Source organism: Paenibacillus sp. 32352, from assembly GCF_002042965.1.
GTDB lineage: Bacteria > Bacillota > Bacilli > Paenibacillales > NBRC-103111 > Paenibacillus_S > Paenibacillus_S vulneris.
Genome location: NZ_MZNT01000006.1, coordinates 408,740 through 432,870, shown reverse-complemented (window position 1 = coordinate 432,870; position 24,131 = coordinate 408,740). Strand labels below are relative to the sequence as shown.

The window sequence follows — 24,131 nt, the reverse complement described above, 5'->3', positions numbered from 1 at the left end:
TGATCACCGAAGTGATCTATAATAGAGCTTGTCTTAAGCTCAAAATTCAATGCTAGCGAGAATTTTCATTCTCTGTTCAAACATTCACTCGTTGTTCAGTTTTCAAAGGACAATATCTCGACAAAACTCCCAAATGCTCGTTCTGTCATTTTGTGTCACCTTGTTTAGCGGCGACTTTTATAATATAACACATTCGCCTACTCAATTGCAAGTGTTTTTTTATTTTAATTTTTTCCACTCATAAAAAAACCTTCGCCTCAAGCAGCGAAGATTAATTTATCATATATGTATATCAAGAGTCAAGTCTATCTTTTTCCACATTGAAAAGTATTGCAAGACATGCTTGCTTATTTTTGAATTACATCTTGAATATATAATTGGCGCTCTACCGTTAGATTGATGATCTGGCCATTGACGTTAATCCATGGTCTCGTAGGATGGGCTCTGTCTGAGAATACGATCTCCCCGATTCGGTTATCATTTAATTTGACCAGAACGCCGTTATGGAACTGGGTAACTTTTTGAATGAAGGTCTGAACTAAAGCTGGGTCCAGTTTTCCGAACGATTCGTTAAAAAGCTGATCCAGCACAAGATATGGGGATATCGCTTTTTTATGATAACGGGCGGAGGACATAGCGTGAAAAATATCGGCAATGGCAATAATTTTGGAGTAAGGATGGATTTTATCTCCCTTGGTTCCCATCGGATAGCCTGATCCGTCTTCCCGTTCATGATGCTGCAGTGCGGATAGTTTGACTCCCTCATTGATGGCAGCCACATTCTTTAATAGATTATAGCCAATAACGGTATGCTGCTTCATTTCTTCGATTTCGTCGGCTGTCAGCTTGTTTGGCTTGGACAATATGGACGGATCGACTTTGGCATTACCTATGTCGTGCAGTAAGCCTCCAAGAGCCACGGGCATGAGATCCTTTTGCGGCATCCCGCTCCACTTGGCCAAGCAATAAGAGGTTAGACTCACCATAATGCTGTTATGATAAAGGTAATCCTGAAGCTGAAACACTCTTGGTTCAAATGTCAAAATCCGATAATGATCTATATGCTGTATCAAGGCCTCTAATTGCGTCCTGATCTCCAAGATCGGCGGATTTTGCCCGCTGACGGAGGTGAATACTTTTTTAAGCAGAGCGAGCATTTTATCGTACTCCACATAAATCGGGTGTACGGTCCTTACTGGCTCCTCAGATGCTGCTTCCTTAGCATTCTCCTGCTCATTGGTCTTAGATTCTATAGAGACGGTAGGGATGAGGAACGCTCTTAGGATTTCTATATCCTTATCCGAAATGACTTTCCCTTTGTAGAATAATACGTTTCCTCGCTTGGTTTGCACGTTATCCAATATTTTTTCACCGGGTTTTAACTGAGATACGGGAACCGTCGCCATCGATCGTTCTCACCTTACTTTCTATCAATTCCATTTTATTTTAAACGAAAAAGAATGGGGATGTAACCCCCATTCTTTGTTCATTTACCAAAAAAACGTATTTCGCCCCAAGACAACCGATGAAGAGAAATTACTCCTCACCTTCACCCGGCTCATTCGTTTCTATGCTATTTTCTTCGCCGTCCTGTTCATCCGATGATTCCTCGCTTTTCTCCACTCGCGCAACCGTAGATACTTCATCTTCATCGCGAATGTTGATCAGCTTAACCCCTTGGGTATAGCGTCCCATCATGGAGATGCCCGACATGCTTGTCCTAATAATCGTTCCAAGTGCCGTAATGATCATCAGATCCTCATCATCCTGAACGATTTTGAGGCCTACGACAGGGCCGTTCTTCGGCGTAACGTTAAGGGTTTTGATCCCTTTACCGCCGCGGGACTGCAGACGGTATTCCGATACCGGAGTACGTTTACCGAAGCCTTTGGAGGTTACGATCAAGACACTGTTATCCGGGTGAACAACGTCCATATCAATAACGGCATCGTCGTCACCAATGTTAATCCCTTTTACCCCGGTAGCCGAACGTCCCATGGAACGCACTTCTTCTTCAGGGAAGTGGATGGAAATCCCTTGTTTCGTCCCCATAATGATCGTTTGGTTGCCGTCCGTCAGCTTCACGCCGATCAAATCGTCATCCTCACGAAGCGTTAAGGCGATCAATCCGCCTTTACGGATGTTGCTATAGTCATTCAGCGGAGTCTTCTTAACTAAGCCATTCTTGGTTGCAAAGAACAGATACTGTTCGGACTCGAAGCTCTCAACCGGAATAACGGCGTTAATCGTTTCTCCTTGCTCGATTTGAAGGAGGTTAATGATCGGCGTTCCCCGTGCTGTTCTGCTGAGATCTGGAATCTCGTAAGCCTTCAGCTTGTATACCTTCCCTTTGTTCGTGAAGAACATCAGGAAGTGATGCGTATTCGTCACGAACAAATGTTCCACGAAGTCTTTATCCTTCGTATCCATACCGATGACGCCTTTTCCGCCGCGCTTTTGACTACGATAGGTGGAAACAGGCAATCTCTTAATATAGCCGGTATGAGTAATGGTGATGATAACATCTTCACGAGGGATGAGATCCTCATCCTCGATGCTTTCTTCACCTACGGTAATCTCAGAACGGCGTTCATCGCCGAATTTCTCTTTAATTTCGCGAAGCTCCTCGCTGATGATAGCCAATACCAGCTGCTCGTCAGCCAGAATCGCTTTATATTCAGCGATTTTCTTCAGCAGCTCCGCATATTCCTCTTCAATCTTCTCGCGTTCCAATCCTGTCAAGCGCTGTAGACGCATGTCCAGAATGGCCTGAGCCTGATCCAAGCTGAGCTCGAATTGAGTCATTAAGCCATCGCGTGCTTCTTCGGTAGTCCGAGAAGAACGGATTAGCGCAATGACCTGATCCAAATGATCTAGTGCAATCCGCAAGCCTTCGAGAATATGAGCTCTGGCTTCCGCTTTGCGCAATTCATATTCGGTACGGCGGCGGATAACTTCTTTTTGATGCTCCAAATAGTGATAGAGCATTTCCTTCAGGTTCATAACCTTAGGCTCGCCGTTAACCAAGGCCAGCATAATTATACCGAAGTTGGATTGTAAAGCAGTATGCTTGTAAAGGTTATTCAATACAACATTAGGGTTCACATCGCGACGCAGCTCGATAACAATCCGCATCCCGTTACGGTCGGATTCATCTCGCAGGTCGGTAATGCCTTCGATTTTCTTCTCGCGCACCAACTCTGCGATTTTCTCGATCAAACGTGCTTTAATAACCTGATAGGGCAGCTCATGAACGATGATGCGAGCTTTGTTGTTGTTTTCCTCAATGGTTGCTCTAGCTCTCATAGTTACGGAGCCGCGGCCCGTATTGTAAGCCTGGCGTATGCCTTCGCGACCTAAAATAAATCCGGCAGTAGGGAAATCCGGGCCTTTAATCGACTGCATCAGCTCCATAGGAGTGACGTCCGGATTCTCTATCATTTGCTGAATGCCGTCTATAACTTCTCCTAAGTTATGAGGAGGGATATTTGTTGCCATCCCTACAGCAATACCGGAGCTTCCGTTGACCAACAAGTTAGGAAAACGGGCGGGGAGAACAACCGGTTCCTGCTCCTCACCGTCATAGTTGGGTGCAAAATTGACCGTCTCTTTGTTAATGTCACGCAAAAGCTCCATGGCTATCTTGGACAGCCGGGCCTCGGTATACCGCATTGCAGCGGCGAAATCGCCGTCAATGGAACCAAAGTTACCATGTCCATCTACCAGCATGTAGCGGAGGGAGAAATCCTGCGCCATCCGTACCATCGTTTCATATACGGGAGCATCCCCGTGCGGGTGATACTTACCGATAACTTCACCGACGATTCTTGCCGACTTCTTGTACGGCTTGTCCGAATACATTCCGAGCTCAGACATGGCGAACAAAATACGGCGATGCACCGGCTTCAGCCCGTCCCTGACATCCGGTAGGGCACGGCTTACGATAATGCTCATCGCATAATCCAAAAAGGATGTACGCATCTCCGAGCTGATATCGATTTCTTTAACTTGTGAGCGCTGTTCGTCGGACATTGTTTACCTCCTGCAAGTTTGCCTTGGCTTAACCACTTCGTCAGCATTTATTGCTGTTGCATGCAGCTTCCTCCGTGGCCTACACCATTAAAGACCGTGTAATCTTTGTATAATTAAATTATTTAATGAATTCGCTTTGACAAAAGGACTGCCTGCGTTAATCCGGGGAATTTGCATAGGATCCGTATTTCGCGAAGCAATTCCACTCACGGTCGTATAAGCATAATGAATTCCAGAACGATTCAATAAATCGGCCGATCTGGCATCGTAGATCCCAAACGGATAGGCGAAGGAATCGATAGGCCGGTTATACAATTCTCCCAGCTTTTTGCGGCACAGCTGCGTATCGTCCATAATCCGCTGTTCGAACTGTTGTTCGGTCTCGACGACTCCTTGTGCATTAGTCAGCTTGGTCGTGAATAATGCGCCGCCATTCGGCGCCCGGTCGTGCAAGCTGTCCGTATGGCACTGAACGTCTATCCCCGCCATTTCCCGTGTCATGTGCCTGATTTCATCTTTGGATAAGGAGGGGATAAGGCTCCTCAAAGGCTGCTCCAAGTCCTTCGTAATAACAAAATTTACGGCAGGAATGTTCAATTCCTTCAGGATGGGGTAAGCACGAGTATAAAAGCTCTGGTAGCCGTCGTCGAAGGTGACCAGAACAGCGTTAGGAGGGACTGGCCCTCCTGCCAAATACTCTTTGAACTGAGTCAAACTAATAAAATGATAGCCCCGCTGCAGCAAATCCGTCAGCTGCTCTCGAAGCAATTCCGTCTTGATCGTAACATCGCCCACCGTCTGATCATCAATGTGGTGGTAAGCGATCACGGATACCCGGTCCTTATATACAGTCAGAGGGGCTTGCTGGAATATTCCCGGAGTAAGCCACAGCAGAACAACGATAAGCAGCCATAATCCGGCTTTCTGCATCCCATTCATTCAAGGCTCCTTCAGTCTTGCTAAATATCGAGGTTCTTAACGAACTTCGCATGCTGATGAATAAAGTCTCTGCGCGGTTCGACATTCTCGCCCATCAGTGCGTCAAAGATGGCATCGGCGTCCATCGCATCCTGGATGTTCACCTGCAGCAGCGTACGGCTATCCGGATCCATGGTCGTTTCCCACAATTGGGTAGGGTCCATCTCTCCAAGACCTTTGTACCGCTGTACGTTGACCTTAACGCCGTCACCGAACTCCTGCATGATCTGATCCTTCTGCCTGTCATTGTAGGCGTAACGAACCGTCTTGCCCCGTTCCAGCTTGTATAGAGGCGGCTGAGCGATGTAAATATATCCCGCTTCAACCACTTTGCGCATGTACCGGTAGAAGAACGTAAGAAGCAGAGTACGAATATGCGCCCCGTCCACGTCGGCATCGGTCATAATAATGACCTTATGGTAACGGGCTTTGGTAATATCGAAATCTTCACCGATTCCTGTACCCAACGCCGTAATAATAGCCCGAATCTCTTGGCTGGACAATATTTTATCCAATCTTGCCTTCTCTACGTTCAAAATTTTACCGCGGATAGGCAGGATCGCTTGGAAATGGCGGTCGCGTCCCTGCTTGGCGGAGCCGCCCGCAGAGTCACCTTCTACGATGTAGACTTCACTGATCGAAGCATCTTTGGAGGAACAGTCCGCCAGCTTCCCTGGTAAGGAGCTGACCTCTAGGGCGCTTTTGCGCCGCGTCAATTCCCGGGCTTTACGGGCCGCTTCGCGCGCTCTTGCCGCTTGGACGCCTTTTTCAACGATTTTCTTTGCAACGGCAGGATTTTCATCCAGAAATTCCATCAGCTTTTCCGAGAACAAGGATTCCACAATGCCCCGGACTTCACTGTTGCCGAGCTTTGTCTTCGTCTGTCCTTCAAACTGAGGCTCCGGTATTTTGACGGAAATAATGGCGATCAAGCCTTCACGCACATCATCCCCGGATAGGTTGGAGTCGCTATCCTTAATCGCATTATATTTGCGGGCATAATCATTCAAGATCCGCGTCAGCGCGCTCTTAAATCCGGATTCATGGGTGCCGCCCTCATGCGTATTAATGTTATTGGCAAACGAATAAATGTTCTCCGTATAGCTATCGTTGTACTGAAGCGCGATTTCAACCTGAATCAGATCCTTGGAGCCCTCCGTATAAATCGGCGGATGCAGCGCTTCGCGGTTCCGGTTCAAATATTCGACGAAGGAGACAATACCGCCGTCATATTTAAAGGTTTGGGATACATCCGAACGTTCGTCCGTCAGGATAATTTCGATGCCTTTATTGAGAAATGCCAGCTCTCTGATACGGGATTGCAGCGTTTCGTAATCATACTCCGTCGTTTCTTTGAAAATTTCCTCGTCCGGCCAGAACGTAATAGTCGTACCGGTTTCATCCGATTCTCCTACCACTTTCAAATCATATTGAGGTACGCCGCGGTGGTACTCCTGCTGGTAAACTTGCCCCTTCATTTTTACTTTCACTATAAGCTTTTTGGAAAGGGCGTTAACTACAGACACACCTACCCCGTGAAGTCCCCCCGATACCTTATAGCCTTCGCCGCCAAATTTACCGCCTGCATGCAGCACGGTAAGGACGACTTCAACCGTTGATTTTTTTAATTTCGGATTTTCTCCGACTGGAATGCCCCGACCATTGTCAATAACCGTAACACTGTTGTCCTTATGCACGATCACTTCGATCTTGGTACAGAAACCGGCCAAAGCTTCGTCAATACTGTTATCGACGACTTCCCACACAAGGTGATGAAGGCCCTTTCCACTGGTTGAACCGATATACATCCCCGGACGCTTCCGAACGGCTTCAAGGCCTTCCAGTACCTGTATCTGACTTTCATCATACGTGTTTTGATTCACAGACATGTTGACACCCACTTTTCCAAGGTAATATCTAGTTTGTTAAAAGATGATTCGCCCGTTTCTTCAAAGTCATGGAGGAGATAGGAGAGTAGTACACCTTCGATTGCGTCACCACAAGCGATTTGCTTTCTTCCTCGCCGATAACCTCGACCTTCTTTTCTTTGAGTGCATAGCTGACGAACTGCTTTGATATTTTTGAAGATTTCTCAATGGATAGATCAAATATAGCAACGAGCTCGGATGCGCGAATGACTTTTTCTCCGCCTAAATGGATGAACATCGTCGGCCATCTCCTTATCAGTGAGGCTTTACTATGTTAAGCTTCCGTTTCGAACATGAATGACAGAAGCACTGTCGAGCTTGCCAAGGTCCACACTTTCGATTCCGGTCGTTGTTATGAAAGTTTGAACCTTGTTTTGGAATGTTTCGATGAGCTGCGTTTGTCTATAACGATCAAGCTCGGATAATACATCATCCAAGAGAAGGATGGGATATTCGCCGACTTCCTCCCGAATCAGTTCAATTTCAGCCAGCTTCAAAGAGAGTGCTGTCGTTCTTTGCTGGCCTTGGGAGCCGAACGTCTGCACTTCCTTGTCATTAATATAAAACAATAAATCGTCCCTATGAGGGCCTACTAAAGTCACACCACGCCGCAATTCCTGTTCTTTCACCTGTGATAACTTTATCATAAATTGGTCGAATAAAACAGGTTCATCTTCCAAAACCGCCGGATCGAACGCGGTAGAATAGGCGATTCGCACCTGTTCGTTCCCCGCAGTAATGCCCGAATGAATCTTTTCTGCCCAGGATTGCAACTTCTTTATAAAGCTTTGACGTTTTTTGATAATTTTAACACCGAAGGTCGCCAATTGTTCATTCCAAACCTCAAGCATCCCGGCCTTGCTGTCCTTGGAGGTGAACAGCTGTTTCAAATAATTGTTACGCTGCGCCAATATTTTCTGATATTGCGACAAATCGTACAAATAGGCAGGATGAACCTGCCCAATCTCCATATCCAAGAACCGGCGGCGCACCGAAGGGGAGCCTTTGACAATCTCAAGATCCTCCGGGGCAAACATGACCACGTTCAGAGAACCTATGAAATTACTGAGCTTTTTTTGCTCCAGGCCATTGATCTTCGCCTTCTTGCCCTGCTGCGATATGGTCAGGTCCAGCTGGCATAAGCCGTACTTTTTGTCCACCTCGCCATGCAGCAGGGTATGAGACGAATCCCACTGGATAAGCTCCTTATCCTGGTGTGTCCGATGCGATTTGGTCAATGCCAGCACAAAAATGGACTCCAACAGGTTCGTCTTCCCTTGCGCATTGGGGCCTACGATGATATTGACCATATGTCCGGTTTCGAAAGTAACCTCGTTATAGTTGCGGTAATGCTGTAAAGACAGCTTTTTTAATTGCAAAGCATTTCCTCCTAACAGGCTCCTGCGATAGCGCAGCCGCTTCGAAGCCTCTTAGCTGCGTACCACCTGGAACTCGCCGCAGCCTTCCACGCGAATCCGATCCTGATGGACGAGCTTTTTGCCGCGGCGATTCTCCGGTTCCCCGTTGACCCAAATTTCCGTTTCCTGCAGGAAGCTCTTGGCTTGTCCACCTGTGGATATGCAGTCCGCCAGCTTCAGAAATTGCCCTAACGTAATATAGTCTGTATGAATGTGGATCGTTTTCATGTGAGTACTGCTCCTTTTTCAACGTTAATTCGTTGTCCGGTACGGCAGGATCAGCTGCAGCAGACTTGAAGTTTCCTCCGGCCGAATGATGATGGGCTGCATGGCGCCGGTAAATCCAATGCGGATCAGCTCGCCGTCCATGACTTTTAACGCGTCCAGCATATATTTGGAGTTGAAAGATATTCTCAGCAATTCGCCGGTTAAGCTGGTTACCTCCAGCTGCTCCGTTACTTTACCCAGCTCGGAGGAGCTGGACGAAATTTCAATTGTGTGATCTTCACGCATAATGAGCTTAACGATGTTCGTTTTCTCTTCTCTGGACAGCAAATAGGCGCGGTCGATCGCTTCTGCAAGCTGCTGGGCATTGATGACAAGCTCGGTTTGATACGATTGGGGAATCAGCTTCGACGTATCCGGATAAGTACCATCCAAAATCCGGGTGTAGAACAAAATGGAGCTTAACTTAAACAACACCTGGTTTTCGGCAAAAATGATATCGATCAGCGTGTTCTGATCCGGCAAAATTTTGGACAGCTCGTTCAGCGTCTTACCGGAAATCGATACGTTGCCTAGATGGAAGTCCGCATCGACCTCAATGCTGGTTTCGCGGCTTCCCAGGCGGTGCCGGTCACATGCCGTAAACTTGAGCTTGCGGTCGGCGATCGTCCACAAAATCCCTGTCAAAATAGGCGTAGATTCATTGGTGGAAACGGCAAAAGACGTCTGCTTGATCATGGTTTTAAGCAGATCGCTAGGCATCTGAATCCGTCTGTTTTCCTCAATGCTTGGAAGGGTAGGGTATTCCTCCGGATCGAGACCCACCAATTGAATCTCCGAAGATCCGGAACGAATCGTTGTTTGAAAATGATCCTTCACTTCAATCTCTACTACTTGCGCCGGAAGCTTTCTTACAATCTCTACGAAAAACTTGGAAGAAAGGACTACACTGCCCGGGCGTTCCAATTCTATAATGCTCAATTCGTTTTTCTCAATAGGTATAAAGCTTTGAATCGAGATATCCGTATCGCTTGCTGTTAAGGTCATACCGTTGGCATCGGCGTCTATTTTAATCCCGGTCAAAATGGGAATGGTTGTTTTGTTGGAAATGGCTTTGGAAACGTGCTGAATCGACTCGTTCAAATGTTCTTTTAAAATAGTTAACTTCATTTTGTCACTCCTATGGTTACGAAAATGATGGAGATGCCATATACATCTATAATACCTTTTTTTTATTAGTAATAGTAGTAGGGCCTAGGGATATGTGGATATGTGGAGAAAAGCCACAAAGCAAAAGCCTATCCACATGTGAATAGTTTGTGCATAGGCTTATAATTATCCAGATGCGAAAAGCCAGCTCCAAATAACGAACCGACCCGCCGGGAGCTGCTCTTCATACCGCGAAGGCTATATAATTTTGCAACAACGACTGACATCACATTGTATGCTCAGACTTAGGCCGTGATGTTTCTTACCTTTTCCATCAGATTCTGAATAATCTTGTTCAACTCGTGATCGTTCTTCAGCGCCTCCGAAATCTTCTCATGGGCATGAATCACGGTAGTATGGTCCCGTCCGCCAAAAGCCTCGCCGATCTTCGGCAATGAAAAATCAGTCATTTCCCTGGCAAGATACATAGCGATCTGGCGCGGATAAGCGACCATTTTCGTCCGTTTCCTCGCTTTGAAATCCTCCATCTTCAAGCCATAGAACTCGCCGACCTTTTGTTGAATATCTTGAATCGTAATGACCTTGGGACGGCTGCTCGGAATGATATCCTTCAGCGCTTCGGCGGCGAGATGAGACGTGATGTCCTCATTGATCAGCGACGAATAGGCGACGACACGAATCAAGGCACCCTCGAGCTCCCGGATGTTCGTATCGATCTGGTTGGCTATGTAAACCATCGCCTCATTAGGAATTTCCAGGTTTTCCGCCTTCGCCTTTTTCCGCAAAATCGCAATCCGAGTCTCCAGATCCGGCGGCTGGATATCGGTAATCAAGCCCCATTCGAAGCGGGAGCGCAGCCGTTCCTCCAGGGTCGGGATCTCCTTGGGAGGCCGGTCACTGGAGATAATGATTTGCTTGCGTTCCTCGTGCAGCGCGTTAAATGTATGGAAAAATTCTTCCTGTGTTTGTTCTTTTCCAGCAAGAAACTGAATATCATCTATAAGCAGCACGTCGATGTTGCGGTATTTGTTGCGGAAGCTTTCGCCGCGGTTGTCGCGGATCGCGTTAATAAATTCATTGGTAAATTTCTCGGAAGAAATATACAGCACTTTGGCGCTCGGATTATGCTCCAACACGTAATGGCCTATGGCATGCATCAAGTGTGTTTTACCAAGTCCAACGCCCCCGTACAAAAACAGCGGATTATAAGCCTTCGCCGGCGCTTCGGCCACAGCAAGCGAAGCCGCATGAGCAAAACGATTCCCTGACCCGATAACAAACGTATCGAAGGTATACTTCGGGTTCATCATATGGCTGAACGTTTCTTCTGGGACTGCGGACTGGGCTTTCACCGGGATGTTCGGAGTGGAGGAGGGAGTGCTTGCAGCTTTCTCTTCTTCGGATTCGATAATGAATTTCACTTCCGCCGGCTTTCCAATGTAATCGAAAATCGTATCCTTAATCAGCTTGGTGTACCGGTTCTCAAGCCACTCTCTGGCAAAATTGTTCGGCGCACAGATAACGACTTTGGATTCGTTGAAAATGACGGCTCTTGTGGATGTAAACCAGGTTTCGTAGCTTGGTTTACTCAGCCTAGTCTGAATAATGGAAAGGACTTGCTGCCATTGCTCGTTTGGATGGCTTTCCACAATGTATTCACTCCTTCAAAAAAATAAGCGGTGAGGCATAAGCCATACGGATGTAGAAAAAAAGCGGGTTGTGTCGCAAAATATCCACAGCATCCCGAAGCATGCGGGAATAGTTTATACAGAGGGGATGTAAATTGTTCACAAAGATATCCACAGGCTGTTGATAAAATAGTTGATAACCGTTCTCTATCCACAGGATAAGCATTATCATAATATCAAAATATGTTCGGATTATCAATGAATTGTTTCGATTTATCCACATCTTCTATAGCTTGTGTGTAACTTTTATCAACAACACAAGATATTGTTTATAAAATGTTATTAGTTCGACAAAACCTGCGCATATGGGCACTTTTTTTATTCACAGGCTGTTTTTTGCTGGCGAAATGCGGCCGTTCGAGGCTGTGGATACCTATTTTTGACGAAAACGTGACGCCATCTTTCGAGCCGTGTGGATGAGGTAATGAAGAAATGAATATCCACATTCAAAGAGAGAACGGATAGGACATGGTTCATCCACAAACCTGTATGCCAATAGTTTGCAATCGAAGCACGTTGACTTTTGCCTTATAAAATGGTTTAATGTTGTAAGGTATTTTTGGGAATGGATTTTCCTCAAGGAGGTGCTAGATCAATGAGACCAACATACAAACCGAACGTAAGAAAGCATAAGAAGGTACACGGCTTCCGTAAGAGAATGAGTACGAAGAATGGTCGTAAAGTACTCGCTGCTCGTCGTTTAAAAGGAAGAAAAGTATTGAGCGCATAATACAAAAGGCCACTGTCAGGTGGTCTTTTTTGTTTGTAACGGGATAAAAGGGGAATATGCTTCTAAGGAAGGTTCAGCAGCTCATATTTGCAGCCCTGCTAGGATGAGATGTTATAAAACGGCCGGATTTGGCGCAGGATAGTATTGTTTTGGCGTTTCTGATCGTGACGAAGATGGAGAGTTCATTGTGGAAAAGAAAAATCGGTTGACGAAAAGAGAATATTTCGACAAGGTGTACCGCGGCGGCAAATCGATGGCAAATCATCAGTTTGTACTATATTATTATCGGCAGCCGCGGCTGGAGTCGTTCCGCTTGGGGATCTCGGTCAGCAAGAAGCTTGGCAATGCCGTCGTCCGCAACCGGATTCGCCGTGTCGTCAAGGAGATTGTCCGTTTGAACAAGGAGCGTTTTGCATGCGGTTACGATTTTATTCTGATCGCGCGCAAGCCCGTTGTGGGATTATCTTATCAGGAAACGGAAAAGAGTATCCTCCACGTCTTTAAAAGGGCCTCGCTTTTAACGCGAAAATAACCCGATTTCATTTCTTTTTTATGAGGAGATATGATATAGTTTATTATTGGAAAAGATGAATCTAGGAGGATATTATTTTGACTCGTCGACTTGCAACCTATTTGCCGCTTTCATTCCTGTTTCTTCTCCTTGCAGGATGTACTCCGGCGACAACTCCAATCGATCCGAACAATGGCGTTTGGGACAAGTACTTTGTCGGGCCCTTGGCAGAAGTTCTGGACTGGTTTGCGGCTCAGCTATGGGGACAATATGGTCTGTCCATTTTGGTCGTAACGGTTATTATCCGATTAATCATATTACCTCTTACGCTGAAGCAGTACAGAAGCTCGAAGCGGATGCAGGAATTACAGCCTGAAATGAAAAAGATTAAAGATAAGTACAAGGACGATCCTAAGAAGCAGCAGGAAGAAACCATGAAGCTGTTCCAATCCAATGGCGTTAACCCGCTGGCAGGCTGCTTGCCGCTGATCGTTCAGATGCCGATTCTGATCGCTTTGTACAATGCTATTATGCGTAATCACCATATAAATGAACACTCGTTTTTATGGATGCAGCTGGGAGCGAAGGATCCGTACTATGTTTTGCCGCTGCTCGCAGCGTTGACGACTTATTTGCAGCAAAAAATGATGAAGACCCAGATGAACCCGCAAATGCAAAGCTTGATGTTCATTTTCCCTGTCATGATTTTCGTGATGGCGATGAACTTTGCTTCCGCACTTCCGCTGTACTGGATTTACAGTAACATCTTTACTATCGTACAGTCATACTTTATTTATGGTGGAGCATCTCAAAATAAGGTGGGCCCTTCAAAATGAAAAAAATAGTGGTCATGGGTAAATCGATTGAGGAAGCCGTCAGAAATGGCCTTCAGCAATGGAATACCACGGAGGATCGGGTTAAAATACAGGTGTTGGAGCAGCCCTCAAAAGGGCTGTTCGGCATAATCGGCGCCAAGGATGCGAAAGTAGAGCTGGAGCTGATTCCCGATGCTGTTGAAGAAGCCATTCATTTTTTACAAGAAGTTTTCCAAACGATGAACGTACAAGTCCGCATTGAACAAAAGTCTACGAAAGAAGGCCTCGAGCTTCATCTATATGGTTCGGAGCTGGGAATGCTGATCGGCAGAAGAGGGCAAACCTTGGATGCGCTTCAATATTTGGTGAACATCGTCGCCAATCGCTATTCCTCCTCACACATGCGAATCGTGCTGGATGCGGAGCAGTTCCGCGAGCGCCGGAAAAAGACGCTGGAGGAGCTGGCGGCGAGACTGGCAGAGAAAGTCATCCGCTCCAAAAAAGAAGTGGTGCTCGAGCCGATGTCGCCCCAGGAACGGAAGGTCATTCATGCGAAGCTCCAGGATCATCCGAAGGTTCGCACATTCAGCAGAGGCGAGGAGCCGAATCGAAGAGTCGTTATTGTTACCAGATAAACCATTGCTGCAATGATGTCGTCAAGACTCATTGCTTTTTTTCAATAGAGGAGTCATTCGGTTTGTACCAGACATGAATAGATAAGAGGTTGAATACAGCTATGATTCAAGATACCATTGCGGCGATCTCCACTCCGTTAGGAGAAGGCGGGATTGCCATTATACGGGTTAGCGGCGAAGAAGCGGTTGCTGCAGTAGACGGTGTATTTTTCGGTAAAAGCAAGCTATCCGAGGTACCGACTCATACGGTTCATTACGGATTTATCAAGGATCCATCGACGATGGAGCGAATCGATGAGGTGCTTGTTACTGTAATGCGGGCACCGCGTTCTTTTACCATGGAGGATGTTGTTGAGGTCAGCTGTCACGGCGGATTTATTTCTGTGAAAAAAGTATTGGATCTGCTGCTGGAGCACAATGTTCGCCTTGCTGAACCGGGTGAGTTCACCAAGCGCGCGTTCCTCAACGGCCGAATCGATTTGTCCCAGGCTGAAGCGGTGATCGATTTAATCCGGGCCAAATCGGATCGGGCCTACAGCATTGCGATGAAGCAATCCGAGGGCAGCCTGTCCAAAAAGATCAAAGGCCTGCGTCATGATCTCGTCGAGCTGATGGCTCATATCGAAGTCAACATCGATTATCCGGAGCATGATGTGGAAGAAATGACGAATGCGTTCATTAAAGAGAAATGCTCGTCGGCGATGGAGCACATCGAGGGGCTGCTTAGAACGGCCCAGCAAGGGAAAATTTTGCGGGAAGGGATTGTCACGGCGATTGTCGGAAAGCCGAACGTAGGCAAATCCTCCTTATTAAATACGCTGGCGCAGGACAATCGGGCGATTGTTACCGATATTCCGGGTACGACAAGGGATGTCATCGAGGAATATGTGAATGTGAACGGGATTCCGTTGAAGCTGCTCGATACGGCGGGGATTCGGGAAACATCGGATATAGTGGAGCAGATCGGTGTGGAGAAATCCCGCAGTGCTCTGGCTGACGCGGATTTGATCCTGCTTGTTTTTAACGGCGCCGAGCCGCTGCAAGAGGATGAGCTTGCTCTGATCGAACAGTTGAAAGAGAAGCAAACGATTGTTATTGTGAATAAGCTGGATCTGCCGCAGAAGATTGAGCTGGACGTGCTAGAGCAGCATTTTTCGCCGGAGCGGGTCGTCCGGATGTCGCTGCTGGAGCAGCAGGGGATTGTTGATCTGGAAAAAGCTATCGCTAGTATTTTCTTCAGCGGTCAGGTAGAATCAAGTGACCTGACTTATGTGAGCAATGTACGTCACATTTCTTTGCTGAAAAAGGCGAAGGGGTCACTGGAGGAAGCTTATAGCGCTACCGAAGCGTTCGTTCCGATAGATATGGTTCAAATCGATATTCGCAATGCCTGGGAGTTCCTTGGGGAAATCATAGGAGACTCCGTAGGCGATTCATTGATAGATCAAATTTTCTCCCAATTTTGTTTGGGTAAATAATAGTTTTTTTGGCGAGGAGGTATTGTACATTATGAGTTATGCTGCTGGTGAATATGATGTTATTGTCGTCGGCGCCGGACATGCCGGCTGTGAAGCGGCTCTGGCCGCAGCGCGTATGGGCTGTGAAACGCTGATGATTACAATCAATCTGGATATGGTAGCCTTTATGCCGTGTAACCCTTCGATCGGCGGACCTGCCAAAGGGCATGTCGTTCGGGAGATTGACGCATTGGGCGGAGAAATGGGCCGCAACATTGATAAAACCTATATCCAAATGCGGATGCTGAATACAGGGAAGGGTCCTGCCGTGCATGCGCTTCGGGCGCAAGCGGACAAATTTTTGTACCAGCATATGATGAAGCAAACGATGGAGAACGAGAAGAACCTGACGCTCCGTCAAGGTCTGGTAGAAGAGCTGATCGTGGAAGACGGAGTGTGCAAAGGGGTTGTTACCAAAACCGGAGCCCGCTATATGGGGAAAGCAGTTGTCATTACAACCGGTACTTATTTGCGGGGCAAAATTATTATGGGCGAGCTGATGTACGAAAGCGGTCCGAACAACCAGCAGCCTGCGGTCAAATTGTCGCAATCGCTAAAGGAAGTTGGGCTGGAGCTCGTTCGCTTTAAAACAGGAACTCCGCCGCGGGTGCATAAGGACACGATTGATTTCAGCAAAACCGTGATCCAACCCGGGGACGAGAAGCCGAAATTTTTCTCGTTCGAAACAACGGAGGAAGTACCGAACCAGCTGCCATGCTGGCTAACTTACACTTCGGAACAAACGCATCAGATTATTAATGATAATCTGCATCGCGCTCCGATGTTCTCCGGTGCCATTGAAGGAACAGGACCTCGTTATTGTCCATCCATTGAAGATAAAATCGTTCGCTTTAGCGATAAGCCGAAGCATCAAATCTTCCTGGAACCGGAAGGACGCCATACTTCGGAATATTATGTTCAAGGTCTTTCCACCAGTATGCCGGAGGATGTTCAGTTAGATATTCTTCGCTCCATTCCGGGACTTGAAAAAGTAGAAATGATGAGAACCGGTTATGCTATTGAATATGACGCGGTTATCCCTACGCAGTTAAAGCCGTCTTTGGAAACGAAGGTCGTATCGGGCCTGTTTACTGCAGGTCAGATTAACGGAACCTCCGGTTACGAGGAAGCAGCGGGCCAAGGGATTATGGCGGGAATCAACGCCGCGCGTAAAGTTCAAGGGCGTGAGCCTGTCGTTCTGGATCGTTCGGAAGGATATATCGGTGTGCTGATCGACGACCTGGTTACGAAAGGAACGAATGAACCGTATCGTTTGTTGACTTCACGTGCGGAATATCGCCTGCTGTTGAGACATGACAATGCGGATCAACGCTTGACGCCGATCGGATACGAGATTGGTTTGATTAGCGAGGAGCGTTACCAACGGTTCCAGCTGAAGCAGCAGCGGATTGCCGAAGAACTGGAACGGCTGAAAGCGACCAAAGTAAAGCCGGTTGAAGCGCAAGAAATGTTGGCTTCTCTTGGCAGCGCTGAGCTGGTCAACTCGGTTGATCTGCTTACGCTTCTTCGTCGTCCGGAAGTAACGTATGCGCATATTCATGCTATTTCACCATCACCGATCGAGCTATCGGAAGAAGTGATGGAGCAAGTGGAAATCCAGGTGAAATACACAGGGTACATTGAGAAGCAGCTGGCGCAGGTTGACCGGTTGAAAAAGATGGAGAAAAAGAAAATTCCTGACGATATTCAGTATGATGTAATCCACGGAATTGCGACGGAGGCGAAGCAAAAGCTGGCTAAAATCCGTCCGATCTCGATCGGTCAGGCATCCCGGATTTCCGGTGTAACACCTGCCGACATCTCTATCCTTCTCGTACACTTGGAACATTATAATAAAGTAGTTGCAGCCAGAGGTTAATATGGATCTTATACAAGCACAGTTTCAGGATCGGCTTAAAGAGAAAGGGATACATCTAACCGAATACCAGCTGGATCAATTTGAAACGTATTTCAAGGTATTGGTCGAGTGGAACGAAAAGATGAATCTGACTGGCATTACGGAGAGAGAGCAAGTCTATACAAAGCATTTCTATGACTCGCTCTCCGTTTCCTTTTTTACGAGCTTGCAGGACAAGCGGAGCTTGGCTGACATAGGATCGGGAGCGGGCTTTCCCAGCATTCCATTAAAGATTGCTTTTCCGCATCTCCAGATAACCATTATTGATTCGTTGAACAAACGAATTCAATTTTTAAATCATCTGAAGTCAGAGCTCAAGCTTACCGATGTGAGTTGCATTCATGGCAGGGCGGAGGATATTGCCCGACTGAAGGAGCACCGCGATCATTATGATATGGTGACAGCCCGGGCAGTGGCCAGGCTTGCCGTATTAAACGAGTTTTGCTTGCCGTTCGTCAAGCTTCATGGCCAGTTCATTGCAATGAAGGGCAGTGAAGTGGAGGGGGAGCTGGCGGAAGCGGCATTCAGCTTAAAAGAGCTAAAAGGAAAGTACTTACATACACACCGCTTGGAGCTTCCGGACGAGGAAGCATCGAAGAGACATCTTATTGTTATTGAGAAGACAGCGGCGACACCGGCGAAGTATCCGAGAAAAGCAGGAACCCCATTGAAGATGCCGCTAGTTCGCTAATTGAACAGCCATACAGTAGTTTGTTTCACGTGGAACAAGATAGAAGACAGTACCATTCTGAATAGTTGACCTCGCAAGAGGTTTTCTTTTTTTTGTTTACTCAAGGCCCCTTTATGTACCTGATCAGCTTCGAGGTAAAGATTTTGCGTCGGTTTTTGTTCACTTATTTTTCATATACAAGCCTTGCAGGAAATTTCATATTTTTGGAGAATTATATACTCATATAGCAAAATTATCATGTATCGGTCCATATTTATGGCAAAAGATCGGGTGGTTAATGAATGAAAGAACAGATCTCAAAGTTGTTTGGATTTACGGAAAAAGCTTCGGCTGATGAAGTTAAAAATATTCCAGTAAACGATATTGTTCCGAGTCCGTACCAGCCTAGAACGATTTTTGATGATGAACGCATTGATGAACTGTGTCAAACCATTAAAACTCATGGCATCATACAGCCGATCGTTGTACGGGTTAGGGACAATCTATATGAATTAATTGCCGGTGAACGGCGGTGGAGAGCGGTTAAGAAGCTGGGCATGGAGACCGTGCCTGCTATTATCCGTGATTTCAACGATTCACAAGCGGCTTCTATTGCGCTGATTGAGAACCTGCAGCGGGAGGGGCTTACTGCTATTGAGGAAGCTATGGCGTATCAGCAGTTGATCGACCTTCATTCGCTAACGCAAGAAAGCCTGGCTCAGCGGCTTGGCAAAAGCCAATCTACAATCGCGAATAAGATCAGATTGCTGAATCTTAGCGAACCGGTGAAAAACGCTTTAATGGAAAGAAAAATTACCGAACGGCATGCACGTGCTTTGTTGTCGCTTGACCAAGAAGAGATGCAGGTTAAGGTTCTGGAGGATATTATATCCAAAGAGCTGAATGTCAAACAGACGGAAGCAAGGATCCAGCTGCTTAAGGAAGCAGTTAAGCTGAAAAAATCCAAACGAATTTCATTCTCAAAGGATGTTCGTTTGGCGTTGAACACGATTCGGCAATCCGTTGACATGGTCACATCATCCGGTCTGCAGATTAACACGACGGAGCAGGATTATGAGGATCACTATGAAATCGTAATCAAGATACCAAAACGTTAAAAAATATAGTATGATAGGAAAGTAGACATTTTTATATGTGATATAGAGAAAAAGCTCCGTAATGGGGCTTTTGTTTCCATCAAATGAACGGGTGCTTTGCGAAGCACCGTAAAAACTCCGATGCCTACGAATGCTTTAATGAAAGGTTCTCTTTCTAGCAGTAGGCTTCCTTTGGTTGTGACTGTATGAGCTTGGACAATTCAAGTAGACAGTCCGGGTGCGTGAGCATGGAAAACAATCACTTTTTGAAAAAGACGTCGACAGACGTTTTTTTTACCATCATAGAATGGAAAATTCGAGGTTATCGAATTGGAAAATTCTATTTGGTGATAAAACCAACCCATACACGCGGTCGTTCATCTTTATTAGAGGGCTGACCACTTGGGGAAGGAAGCTTCAGTACATAGTGATATGCATTCTATGCCCCGGCGCGGCCCTATATCGTAAATCGACAAGGAAAGTCATTTTTCTTTCATTTTTGCAGGCAGTGGTGACTTGTTTTTGAAGCGGCCGTACAGCTAAACCACGTAAGGGAAGACTTCGCGTAGTAGATAATTATGTAGATGCTCGAAAATTGCCTATTGTCCCGATGATCTGAGATGTTCGTGAGTATAATGACCTGGTTATACTCGTACTTAGTATTTTATTGAGGTGAAATGATTTTGTCTAAGATTATTGCAATAACGAATCAAAAGGGCGGTGTCGGGAAGACGACAACATCCGTGAATTTGGGTGCATCCTTAGCAGCATTAGGAAAAAAAGTACTTTTGGTAGATATTGATCCCCAGGGAAATACGACTAGCGGAATCGGGATTAATAAGGCGGACGTAGTTTATTGCATTTATGATGTCATTATTAACGATATTCATCCTAAAGAAGCGATGGTAGATACGGCAATTCCGAATTTGAAAATCATTCCTGCTACCATTCAACTGGCGGGTGCCGAGATTGAGCTTGTTCCGACGATTTCCCGCGAGGTTCGGCTGAAGAAATCTTTGCATTTGGTCAAGCACTTGTTCGATTACATTTTGATCGATTGCCCTCCGTCTTTGGGGATCTTAACGGTGAATTCCTTAACGGCTGCAGATTCGGTTATCATCCCAATTCAATGCGAATATTACGCTTTGGAAGGATTGAGCCAGCTATTGAATACCGTTCGCTTGGTTCAGAAGCATCTTAACACGAACCTGCAAATTGAGGGTGTACTGCTTACGATGTTTGATGCAAGAACAAATCTCGGCATGCAGGTAATCGAGGAAGTGAAGAAGTACTTCCAGCAAAAAGTATATCAAACCATTATTCCGCGAAATGTTAGATTAAGTGAGGCGCCAAGCCATGGTCAATCGATTATAACCTATGATCCGCGATCAAAAGGAGCGGAAGTCTACATGGAGCTCGCAAAGGAAGTGATCGCACTTTGAGTAAACGATTAGGAAAAGGGCTGGATGCGCTGCTGCCTGCTTTGAGCATTAACGACGATGATAAAGTCGTGGAAATTCCGCTTCCGCAGCTGCGTGCGAATCCGTATCAGCCAAGAAGAACATTTAACGACGAGTCTATTAATGAATTGGCCGCTTCGATCAAAGAACATGGAGTCATTCAGCCAATTATTGTCAGAAGCGTACTGAAAGGCTACGAGATTATTGCCGGTGAGCGCCGTTATCGGGCTTCGCAGGTATGCGGGCTGGCAACGATTCCTGCAGTAGTTAAGAAATTCACCGATCAACAGGTGATGGAAATTGCATTAATCGAGAACGTACAGCGTGAAGATTTGAATGCTATGGAGATTGCTGTAGCCTACCAGGCATTGATTGATCAGTTCTCCTTAACTCAGGAGGAACTATCAGCAAAGGTCGGTAAGAGCAGATCCCATATTGCTAACTTCCTGCGTTTGATTCATTTGCCGGAAGAAGTGAAGCAGTATGTTTCACGTGGAACACTCACCATGGGCCATGCCAAAGCCATAGTTGGATTGAAGGATGCCAAGCTGATTAAAGCATTGGCTGAGCAGTCCATCAAGGAGCAATGGAGCGTTCGTGAGCTGGAAGAGGAAGTCAAACGGATTGAGGAAAAATCGGCCAAGAAGAAGCCGGCTGCTAACTCCAAACGAAAAGATCCTTACATTAACCAGCTTGAAGAAACTTTGCGAGAAGTGTATCGGACTACCGTTAAGATCAAACATAACAATAATAAAGGGAAAATAGAACTTCTATATTTTTCTAAAGATGATTTGGATCGGTTACTGGATCTTCTGCAAGGGAAGATTTCGTAATTCGCGAAACTGGTGGTACAATGGACCGTAGCATACCCTGTTAGCGCCCTTGAATATAGGGCAGACTAGGTATGCTACTTTTTGTGAAGGAAGGGAGTGGAAAGAGAGTGAATATAGCCTATTTTGATCATGCTGCTTCATCTTGGCCTAAACCTCCTGAAGTGCTGGAGGCTATGCAGCAATGTATGCTCCAGTATGCGGCCAACCCGGGAAGAGGCAGCCACCAGATGGCGGTCAAAGCCAGCCGGACATTATTTGAAACGAGAAAGCATCTTGCCAAGCTGTTCGCAGTGAAAAACCCGAACGATATTTCCTTCGCGCAAAACACCACAATGGCCTTGAATCAGGCGATCAAAGGTTTTGTAAAGGACGGCGATCACGTTGTATGTACGTCGGTAGAGCATAATTCGGTTCGCAGACCGTTGGAATATTTAAAGCGAACCAAGCAGATTACGGTGACTTATGTGCAGACCAACGAGAAAGGCGAATTAAATATCGATGATGTAGCCGCTGCGATTACCGATAAAACGACGCTGCTCGTATGCAGTCACAGCTCAAATTTGTTGGGCAGCATACTTCCCGTTGAGCAAATAGGGGAGCTCTGCAGACAAAACAATATCGTGTTTCTCGTAGATGCCGCGCAATCAGCGGGCACGCTTACCATCGATGTGGAGCAAATGGGCATTCACATGCTTGCATTCCCGGGGCATAAAGGATTGCTGGGTCCTCAAGGAACGGGAGGGCTGTATATTCATCCGGAGCTTGAACTGGAGCCGCTGATTCATGGGGGAACGGGAAGTCAATCGGAAGCCATCGATCAGCCGGCCGTAAGACCGGATCGTTATGAATCAGGTACGCAAAATACGCCTGGAATTGCCGGTCTGAACGAGGGCGTGAAATTCGTACTCAGAGAAACCGTAGAGAAGATACATAAAAAAGAATGGGATCAAACGCAATATATTATGTCCTCCCTGCTGGAAATTGATGGCGTAAAGGTGTTAGGTCCGGATTTGGGGCAAAATAAAACAGGCATTATTCCTTTTACCATCCATGAAGCCGATTCTTCGGAGGTTGCATTCATTCTGGATCACTCCTTTCAGATTGCTGTCCGGGCCGGATTTCATTGTACCCCATTGGCGCATGAAAGTGCAGGTACCATGGAACGGGGTGCCGTCAGGGCTAGTGTCGGCTATTTTACTACGGATGAAGAAGCGGAACGGCTTATCCAGGCCGTAAAAGAAATTGCAGCTCACCTAAAATGAGATTATGATAGAATGCGACAGCGTGCCATTTTACACAGGGGGATAGGAGTATGGGGGAATTGCTTGATTTGCTTGACATGAGGGTTCTGGTCATCACGATGACGGCCGTCATTGTCATATTTCTTATTTTGGTCATCACGTTATGGAGCAAGCTGAACAAGCTGCGCAAAACATATATGAGCATGTTAAATGGAGAAAGTGGCTTGAATGTGGAGCAAGCTTTCATTGATTTACAGCAACGGACGCAGGAATTGCAGGAGCAAGCAAAACAATCCCAGCAGCAAATTGCCGGGATTGCGCAGCAGATGAGAAAAATGAAATCCAATTTGGGTGTATACCGTTACAATGCCTTCGCTCAGAACGGAAGCGATCTAAGCTTCTCCGTTGCTTTGCTGGATGATGAATTGGATGGCGTTGTACTGACAGGGATTCATAACCGGGAGGAGACCTATGTGTATGCCAAGCCGGTAACGCAAGGACAATCGCAATATGTGCTGTCGCCGGAAGAGAAGGAAGCCATTAATCGAGTCGTGCAAAAGAAGTAGGAGCGGTTAGCCGCGACAAATTGGAGATGGCGACTTGAAAGGATTTGGCGATAACCTCGGACATGCTCATGACGATGCTGAGACGGGTATTTTGAAGGACAAAGTATTCCATAAATCCGCCGACATTTACAATTCCTGTAATATGCATATTTCCAACCGGAGGCAAATCTTTATTAACGCCAGCGCCTGGCTTAACCGGTCCGTCGCCGACTTGAATGCAGCCAACGCTTGTTAGCTGACCAAGACATGCATCGACGGCAATGATAAACGGATTCGTGAAATGGTCATGGATGGAGGATAACGTATCTTTCAAATTCATAGCGTGTACCGGTTGATCCAATGTTCCATAGAGATGAATGCCGTTCAAATGATATTTTTTGAGCTGCGTGCCGACCAGGGGACCCAAAGAGTCTCCTGTGGAGCGATCGGTTCCTACACATATGATAATGATAGGCTGATGCGACGGGACTTGTTCGAGAATGGAAACAAGCTTGTCGGACAAAAGCTCAATAATATTGCTTTCCGTGTGCTGAATTTTGAATGGTTCAACGACTTTGTCCTTCTCGGTTTCCTGAGCGGTCATCTTGTCTCTATGAAAAGGCAGTTTCATATAATAACCCTCCATTTACTAGGAGTATATAAACATTTTTACTAGTATACGGAAAGAGATTGCGAATTATACGTCACGTTGGAAATAAA

Annotated in this window: 22 protein-coding genes; 12 read left to right on the top strand and 10 right to left on the bottom strand. The window is 46.4% G+C overall.

Going from position 1 to position 24,131, the window contains the following annotated elements; all coding sequences use genetic code 11:
* Positions 1–347: 347 nt before the first annotated feature.
* The 9 genes from B1728_RS17145 to dnaA form a co-directional block, all read right to left on the bottom strand.
* Positions 348–1,406 (bottom strand): HD-GYP domain-containing protein, encoded by a 1,059-nt coding sequence (locus B1728_RS17145; protein WP_079911448.1) that lies wholly within the window; start codon positions 1,404–1,406, stop codon positions 348–350.
* A gap of 130 nt (positions 1,407–1,536) precedes the next feature.
* On the bottom strand, positions 1,537–4,032 hold the full coding sequence (gene gyrA / locus B1728_RS17140) for a DNA gyrase subunit A (RefSeq protein WP_079911447.1): 2,496 nt from the start codon (positions 4,030–4,032) through the stop codon (positions 1,537–1,539).
* An 87-nt stretch (positions 4,033–4,119) separates the two neighbouring features.
* Complete coding sequence (locus B1728_RS17135) at positions 4,120–4,971, bottom strand: polysaccharide deacetylase family protein (protein WP_079911446.1); 852 nt, start codon at positions 4,969–4,971, stop codon at positions 4,120–4,122.
* A 20-nt stretch (positions 4,972–4,991) separates the two neighbouring features.
* Positions 4,992–6,899: a DNA topoisomerase (ATP-hydrolyzing) subunit B gene (gene gyrB / locus B1728_RS17130; protein WP_079911445.1), complete on the bottom strand. Its 1,908-nt coding sequence runs from the start codon at positions 6,897–6,899 to the stop codon at positions 4,992–4,994.
* A 28-nt stretch (positions 6,900–6,927) separates the two neighbouring features.
* The gene (gene remB, locus B1728_RS17125; RefSeq protein ID WP_079911444.1) at positions 6,928–7,176 is read right to left on the bottom strand and encodes an extracellular matrix regulator RemB; all 249 of its coding nucleotides are present in this window, start codon (positions 7,174–7,176) and stop codon (positions 6,928–6,930) included.
* A gap of 31 nt (positions 7,177–7,207) precedes the next feature.
* Positions 7,208–8,317 (bottom strand): DNA replication/repair protein RecF, encoded by a 1,110-nt coding sequence (gene recF, locus B1728_RS17120; RefSeq protein WP_079911443.1) that lies wholly within the window; start codon positions 8,315–8,317, stop codon positions 7,208–7,210.
* Between the two features lie 51 nt (positions 8,318–8,368).
* Positions 8,369–8,584: a S4 domain-containing protein YaaA gene (gene yaaA, locus B1728_RS17115; protein ID WP_079911442.1), complete on the bottom strand. Its 216-nt coding sequence runs from the start codon at positions 8,582–8,584 to the stop codon at positions 8,369–8,371.
* Between the two features lie 24 nt (positions 8,585–8,608).
* Positions 8,609–9,751: a DNA polymerase III subunit beta gene (gene dnaN, locus B1728_RS17110; protein WP_079911441.1), complete on the bottom strand. Its 1,143-nt coding sequence runs from the start codon at positions 9,749–9,751 to the stop codon at positions 8,609–8,611.
* Positions 9,752–10,035: 284 nt separating this feature from the next.
* Positions 10,036–11,400, bottom strand: coding sequence for a chromosomal replication initiator protein DnaA (dnaA, locus tag B1728_RS17105; RefSeq protein WP_079911440.1), 1,365 nt, complete (start codon positions 11,398–11,400; stop codon positions 10,036–10,038).
* 634 nt (positions 11,401–12,034) lie between these two features.
* On the opposite strand from dnaA, the gene rpmH reads away from it, so the two are divergent.
* From rpmH to B1728_RS17045, 12 genes are all read left to right on the top strand, one after another.
* Positions 12,035–12,169: a 50S ribosomal protein L34 gene (rpmH, locus tag B1728_RS17100; protein ID WP_028550661.1), complete on the top strand. Its 135-nt coding sequence runs from the start codon at positions 12,035–12,037 to the stop codon at positions 12,167–12,169.
* Positions 12,170–12,356: 187 nt separating this feature from the next.
* Positions 12,357–12,701, top strand: coding sequence for a ribonuclease P protein component (gene rnpA / locus B1728_RS17095; RefSeq protein ID WP_079911439.1), 345 nt, complete (start codon positions 12,357–12,359; stop codon positions 12,699–12,701).
* Positions 12,702–12,778: 77 nt separating this feature from the next.
* Positions 12,779–13,516 carry a membrane protein insertase YidC gene (yidC, locus tag B1728_RS17090; protein WP_079911438.1) on the top strand — a complete coding sequence of 246 codons (738 nt, stop codon included), beginning with the start codon at positions 12,779–12,781 and terminating at the stop codon, positions 13,514–13,516.
* Positions 13,513–14,130 carry an RNA-binding cell elongation regulator Jag/EloR gene (gene jag, locus B1728_RS17085; protein WP_079911436.1) on the top strand — a complete coding sequence of 206 codons (618 nt, stop codon included), beginning with the start codon at positions 13,513–13,515 and terminating at the stop codon, positions 14,128–14,130. The genes yidC and jag overlap by 4 nt, the downstream gene beginning before the upstream one ends.
* Before the next feature lie 101 nt (positions 14,131–14,231).
* On the top strand, positions 14,232–15,608 hold the full coding sequence (gene mnmE, locus B1728_RS17080) for a tRNA uridine-5-carboxymethylaminomethyl(34) synthesis GTPase MnmE (protein WP_079911435.1): 1,377 nt from the start codon (positions 14,232–14,234) through the stop codon (positions 15,606–15,608).
* A gap of 31 nt (positions 15,609–15,639) precedes the next feature.
* Entirely contained in the window at positions 15,640–17,526 is a 1,887-nt protein-coding gene (mnmG, locus tag B1728_RS17075; RefSeq protein WP_079911434.1) for a tRNA uridine-5-carboxymethylaminomethyl(34) synthesis enzyme MnmG, read from the top strand.
* A 1-nt stretch (position 17,527) separates the two neighbouring features.
* Entirely contained in the window at positions 17,528–18,256 is a 729-nt protein-coding gene (gene rsmG / locus B1728_RS17070) for a 16S rRNA (guanine(527)-N(7))-methyltransferase RsmG (RefSeq protein WP_079911432.1), read from the top strand.
* A 281-nt stretch (positions 18,257–18,537) separates the two neighbouring features.
* Entirely contained in the window at positions 18,538–19,353 is an 816-nt protein-coding gene (gene noc / locus B1728_RS17065) for a nucleoid occlusion protein (protein WP_079911431.1), read from the top strand.
* 662 nt (positions 19,354–20,015) lie between these two features.
* Positions 20,016–20,774 (top strand): ParA family protein, encoded by a 759-nt coding sequence (locus tag B1728_RS17060; RefSeq protein WP_079911430.1) that lies wholly within the window; start codon positions 20,016–20,018, stop codon positions 20,772–20,774.
* Complete coding sequence (locus tag B1728_RS17055; protein ID WP_079911429.1) at positions 20,771–21,625, top strand: ParB/RepB/Spo0J family partition protein; 855 nt, start codon at positions 20,771–20,773, stop codon at positions 21,623–21,625. The genes B1728_RS17060 and B1728_RS17055 overlap by 4 nt, the downstream gene beginning before the upstream one ends.
* 107 nt (positions 21,626–21,732) lie before the next feature.
* On the top strand, positions 21,733–22,887 hold the full coding sequence (locus B1728_RS17050) for an aminotransferase class V-fold PLP-dependent enzyme (RefSeq protein ID WP_256865383.1): 1,155 nt from the start codon (positions 21,733–21,735) through the stop codon (positions 22,885–22,887).
* Between the two features lie 50 nt (positions 22,888–22,937).
* A complete protein-coding gene (locus B1728_RS17045; RefSeq protein WP_079911427.1) occupies positions 22,938–23,432 on the top strand; it encodes a DUF4446 family protein in 495 nt (164 codons plus the stop codon).
* On the opposite strand, the gene yyaC is transcribed toward B1728_RS17045, so the two are convergent.
* A complete protein-coding gene (gene yyaC / locus B1728_RS17040) occupies positions 23,407–24,042 on the bottom strand; it encodes a spore protease YyaC (protein WP_079911426.1) in 636 nt (211 codons plus the stop codon). The genes B1728_RS17045 and yyaC overlap by 26 nt on opposite strands.
* Positions 24,043–24,131 lie beyond the last annotated feature (89 nt).